This window comes from Azospirillum sp. B4 (assembly GCF_000333275.1).
Taxonomy (GTDB): domain Bacteria; phylum Pseudomonadota; class Alphaproteobacteria; order Azospirillales; family Azospirillaceae; genus Nitrospirillum.
In genome coordinates, this window is sequence record NZ_BACU01000069.1 from 1 (window position 1) to 5,669 (window position 5,669).

Consider the following 5,669-nt stretch of genomic DNA (forward strand, 5'->3'; position numbering starts at 1 on the left):
TGCAGTTATGGATTTTTCTGATCGTGCCGATTTTGAGCTAAATGTGGATATTGTTGCCATCATCGGAAACCAACGGGTAGGCGCGACGGCGCTGGGATCTTTGCTTGAGCAACACGAAGATGCCTGTGTTGTTGATGAGATATTCTCAGATCTGTCCGCGTTTCCCGATAGATTTTCCTGTTGGTTTTCCGACCAAAGTGGCGGCCTGAAGATATTATTCTCTGATGGATTACAGGAGACCAATGACGTAAAGGAGAAATTTTACCGTATCTACGACGAGTTTTTACGACAATTCTTGAATAACCGGGCCGCAGATATTGCTGTGAGGGAATTCAGGACATTCCGCACCCTGGTCTTCCACTTGAAATATGATCAGGCTCTGCGGCACCCGTTCCTGCTGGAGTACCTTAGCTCCCGACGCTGCAAGTTTATTCATATCCAGCGCTGTGATTTGTTCGCCATGGCGGTATCGCAGGTCAAGTTGAAGCTTGGCCAAATTCCGGCACATACGATCAAAAAATTCGACGCCAGCCTCAGTGTTGCGGAAGAAGAACTAGATGAAATAAAGTCAATTATTGAAAATCATCTGGACATTAAAGCCAAAATAGAAAATGGAATTTGCGACGCCGATACCTACGACGTCGAATATGAAAAATTCTTCCCGGAATACGTGGAATATGATCTCAGCATTCTGAATGAGATTTTTCAATTCATGGGGCTGCCTTATGCGGCACGCACCTTTAAGCTTATGATTCGTAGAACGCTTGGAACGGCTCCTGAAAAAAAGCGCCTGATCCAAGGCTACGCGGCGGCTGAGCGCGCGATCATGACTCAATTTGGCGGCCCCTATCGCAATCAAGGCCGGGAAGGCGCGGCGACCACCCCGGCGACGTCGATACCGTGCCATGTATGCCATGAAGGTATAGCCGAACGATTCTTTGTCTTTCGGGACAAGCGGACCTTTTGGCGCAACATTTTCTGCTGCAATTCCTGTGGCGTCTTTCTGCCTGACTGGACTGTGTCCGTGTCCCAGCCGGTAATAGAGTCGCGGCAGGCGATTTTTGATGCCTCGGCTGTCAAGTCGACCCCCCACGCCATGATCGCGGCCAGCCAGGCGATGCTCTCCTGTTTCGTGGAGCTCTTCATGACCGCGTTTGGATCAGCCGAAAGGAGTGGCTTCGCCATTGACGTCGGTGCCGGGGACGGCCGTACGACACAAGCCCTGAAGCTCATGGGCTTCGATGTCCTGGGCATTGAGCTATCAACGGCTCTTGCCGACATCGCGAGAGCGACGTTTGGGCTGCAGCCCGAGGAATATGCCAACGGTGATGCTCTCGCATACTTTGATCAGCAGGCGACCCGCAAAGCCTCGTTGGTGGTCTTCTGGCATGCGTTCCAGGCGTTTTCAGATCCGATCGGGCTGATCACCAAAGTACGCAGCCACCTTGACGATGACGGGATTATAGTCATTCAGACCCCAATGGCGGATCAGCCATACATCGCCATTCCGGTAAATTGGTATGCCTCAGAGAAATTTTTCCGATTTTTGGCGCATAGAGCCGGGTTGGAGGTCCGATATTTCGATATTGATGGCACCAACCGATTCATCACCGCAATCCTCGGTATCGCGAAGCCTCCCCGGCGACGCGGCAAGCGGTTGCCCGCGGCGGAGCAGGCAACATAAGCGGGTGGCCCATCCCGCGGCTGGTGTCCACGTGAAAGACACCGGCCCCGGCGGCCGGCCGCCGGCCTCCGCAAAAAAAAATGCGCCGGCGGATCCAGGGTTGGCGGCACGCATAGACGTGCCTGAGCAGACCGCGTCGATGAAAACCATTGATCCCCGTCCCCCCGCCGGCGCACTGTCTCTGCCGGCGACGGTGCCTCGTCCGCCGGCAGGGGTGACCCGTCAGTGGAGGGGATAATAGGGAATCCGGTTCAAGGCCGGAGCTGCCCCCGCAACTGTGCGCGGTGAGTGCCGATCCCCCCGGGCCGACAGGTCCGGGCGGAGCCGCCACTGGCCTGGGTCGACCAGCCCGGCCGGGAAGGCAGGAGAGGCGCCATGAACCGCAAGCCAGGAGACCTGCCGTCACGAGGTCCACGTCTGGTCCGCCGGGGATGGCGGAGAGAGGGAAGTTTCGCCATGGCCCGCCCGCCCCCGCGCGCACGGCTTCCAAACGCCTTCGGCCCCAACCGGCCCCGCATCCGCGGCTGCCAATGCGCCTGCCGGGCGCGACCGCCCCATCCTGTCCCCCTGAAAGCGAGCCCATGCCCACCCCCATCGCCAAAATCCCCGCCACCGTCATCACCGGCTTCCTGGGTGCGGGCAAGACCACGCTGATCCGCGGCCTGCTGCGGAACCCCGGCGGCCGCAAGCTGGCGCTGATCATCAACGAGTTCGGCGACGTTGGCGTCGACGGCGCCGTTCTGAAAGGCTGCGGCGACGAAACCTGCCCGGAGGACCGGGTGATCGAGCTGGCCAATGGCTGCCTGTGCTGCACCGTGGCGGATGATTTCGTTCCAGCGCTTGAGTCATTGCTGAACCGGAATGATCCGCCGGACCATATCATCATCGAGACCAGCGGCCTGGCCCTGCCCAAGCCCCTGGTACGCGCCTTCACCTGGCCGGCCGTGCGTTCGCGCGTCACCGTGGACGGCGTGGTAGCGGTGGTGGCGGCCGACGCCGTGGCCGAAGGCCGCTTCGCCCCCGATGCCGAGGCCCTGGCCCGGCAGAAGGCGGCCATGGAGGCCGGCGACGGTACGGTGGAACATGAAACCCCGGTGCAGGAGGTGTTCGAGGACCAGGTGCTGTGCGCCGACCTGATCCTGGTCAGCAAAACCGACCTGGTGGACGAGGCCGGGCTGGCCGCCGTGGCGGCGACGGTGCAGGCCCTGCGTCCCACCGCCCCGCCCCTGGTGCGCGTGGCTCATGGCGATGTCGATCCCGATGTGCTGCTGGGCCTGTCGGCCGCGGCCGAGGCCGATCTGGACGCCCGTGTCAGCCACCATGACGGCGAGGAGGACCACGACCACGACGACTTCACCAGCTTCGTGGCCGACGTGGCGCCGCACGCCGATCCCGAGGCCCTGGCCCGCCGCCTGGGCGAGGTGGCCCAGCGTTTCGGCATCCTGCGCCTGAAGGGCTTCATCGACGTGCCGGGCAAGCCCATGCGCCTGCTGGTCCAGGGTGTGGGGGGCCGCATCCAGACCAGCTATGACCGGCTGTGGGCTCCGGGCGAAACCCGGCGCGGCCGCCTGGTGGTGATCGGCGAGACCGGCCTGGACCGCGCGGCCATCGAGGCGGCGCTGGCCGCCGCTTAAGCGCGCGCCGATGCACCTGCTGCCCACCCAGGCCGAGGATCTGCTGGCGTCGCCCCAGGCGGAAGACCTGGGGCAGACACCGGCAGAGTGCGTGTTGCTGTCCTTTTCCGACAGCGACCTGTCGGCGGTGGCCGCCGCCTACCACGCATCGGCGCGGCCGCCTGGCGGCCAACCCTGCGCCTGGCCAGCCTGATGCGCCTGGGCCATCCGCTGTCCGTCGACCTGTATGTCGAGGCGGTGGTGTCCCGCGCCCGGCTGGTCATCCTGCGCTTGAACGGCGGTGCCGCCTACTGGCGCTATGGCCTGGAGCAGGTGGCGGAGACCTGCCGCGCCCATGGCATCGCCCTGGCCGTCCTGCCCGGGGAGGCCAAGGCCGACCCGGCGCTGGACGCCGCCGGCACCGTGGACCCGCCCACCGCCCGCCGCCTGTGGCGCTGCTTCGTGGAGGGTGGGCCGGAGAACATGGCCCGGCTGCTGGCCCAGGCCGCCGACCTGCTGGGCCGCCATCCGCCGGCCGGACTGCTGGTGGGGGAGCCCGCGCCCCTGCCCCGTTTCGGCCGCTACCAAGGGTGGGCGCCGACCAGCGGCGAGGACGGCACCCGTCCACCCGCCGCCCTGATCTTCTACCGCTCCTACCTTCAGGCGGGCAATCTCACGGCCATGCACGCTCTGGCCGACGCGCTGGACCGCCGTGGGCTGGCACCGCACCTATATTACGTGGCCAGCCTGAAGGAGGCGGACACCGCCCGTTGGTTGGCGGCCGAACTGGCAAGGCTACGCCCCGCCGTGGTGCTGAACGCCACCGCCTTCTCCGCCCGCGCCACCACGCCGGGACAGGGCACCGACACCCCCTCCCCCCTGGATGCCGCCGGCGTGCCGGTGTTGCAAGCCGTGCTGTCCACCGGCACCGAATCCCAATGGGAAAAGGCTCGCGCTGGGCTGGGCCCCGCTGATCTCGCCATGACCGTGGTGCTGCCGGAGATGGATGGCCGCCTGGCCGGCCCCGCCATCGCCTTCAAGACGGCGGCCGATTGGGATCCGGCCCTGGAATATGCCCCGATGGTCAGCCGCCCCCGCGCCGACCGGGTGGACGCCCTGGCCGGGAAGGCCGCCGCCTGGGCGCGCCTGGCGGCGACGCCGGCGGCGCAGCGGCGCGTGGCCCTGGTGCTATCCGACTACCCCGCCCGGGGCGGCACCGGCCTGGCCCTGGGACTGGACACGCCGGCCAGCACGCTGGCCATGCTGCGCGCCTTGGCCGGTGCCGGTTATGGCGTGACGCGCATCCCGGCCGATGACGCCGCCCTGATGGAAAGCTTGCGCCGCCCCCTCAACGCCGACGCGCCGGGCCTGGACTTGGCGGATTATGTCCGGCTGATGGAGCCGGCCGCCCTGGCGGCCGTCACCGAACGGTGGGGCCCCCCCTCGGCCGACCCGCTGGCCCACGGCGACGCCCTGCGCTTCCGCGTCCTGGCCTGCGGCACCCTGCTGGTGGCGGTGCAGCCCAGCCGTGGCCATGGCGCCATCGACAGCGCCGCCCACCACGCCCCCGACACCCCCCCCAGCCACGGTTACGCCGCCTTTCACCTATGGCTGCGCCATGTCGTGGATGTCCATGCCCTGGTGCAGGTGGGCGCCCACGGCACACTGGAATGGCTGCCGGGCAAGGCTGTGGCCCTGTCCGCCGACTGCTGGCCGGAGCGGCTGGCCGGCCCCTTGCCCGTCCTTTACCCCTATATCGCCACCAATCCGGGAGAGGGGATGCAGGCCCGCCGCCGCCTGGGTGCTGTGCTGGTGGGCCACCTGCCGCCGCCGCCGATCCCCGCTGGCCTGCACGGCGACCTGGCGGCGCTGGAACAGGCGCTGGACGAATACGCCCAGGCGCAAAGCCTGGACCCGCGCCGCCTGCCCACCCTGCGCGATCGCATCCGCGACCTGGCGTGGCGGGCCGGCGTGACCCGTGACCTGAACCTCGCCCCGGACCTGGAGGGCGATGAGGCCCTGGCGCGCCTGGACGCTCATCTCTGCGATATCAAGGAGATGCAGATCCGCGACGGCCTGCATGTCTTCGGGGCGGCGCCCGATGCCACCGCCCAGGCCGCCTTCCTGGCCGCGATCGCCCGCTTCCCCCGCCGCGACCAGCCCTCGCTGACCGAGGCCTTGGCCCGCGACCTGGGCCTGGCCGGCACCCTGGAAGAGCTGTTCACGGCCGAGGCCGCCGCGCCCTGGCCCCATCCCCTGCCGCCCCTGTTGGCGGAGCGGGTGGGTGCCGCCCCCAGCTGCGGCCGGATGCGGGCGGCGCTGGACGGGTTGGTGCGCGACCTGGTGGTAGCATCCTCATTCCGATCCGAATG

General features: G+C 66.6%; 4 protein-coding genes and 1 riboswitch. All 4 genes read left to right on the forward strand.

Annotated features, from left to right (window positions below; translation table 11 throughout):
- Positions 1–1,684, forward strand: a 1,684-nt coding sequence (locus I55_RS02765) for a class I SAM-dependent methyltransferase (RefSeq protein WP_044558969.1), incomplete at its 5' end; no start/stop codon positions are given.
- A 174-nt stretch (positions 1,685–1,858) separates the two neighbouring features.
- Positions 1,859–2,103, forward strand: a riboswitch (cobalamin riboswitch).
- A gap of 162 nt (positions 2,104–2,265) precedes the next feature.
- On the forward strand, positions 2,266–3,318 hold the full coding sequence (gene cobW / locus I55_RS02770) for a cobalamin biosynthesis protein CobW (RefSeq protein WP_044558970.1): 1,053 nt from the start codon (positions 2,266–2,268) through the stop codon (positions 3,316–3,318).
- 10 nt (positions 3,319–3,328) lie between these two features.
- Positions 3,329–3,511 (forward strand): hypothetical protein, encoded by a 183-nt coding sequence (locus I55_RS38125; RefSeq protein ID WP_049973773.1) that lies wholly within the window; start codon positions 3,329–3,331, stop codon positions 3,509–3,511.
- Positions 3,511–5,669: cobaltochelatase subunit CobN (locus tag I55_RS02775; protein ID WP_252180989.1), on the forward strand; the 2,159-nt coding region annotated here is incomplete at its 3' end. The genes I55_RS38125 and I55_RS02775, both read left to right, overlap by 1 nt.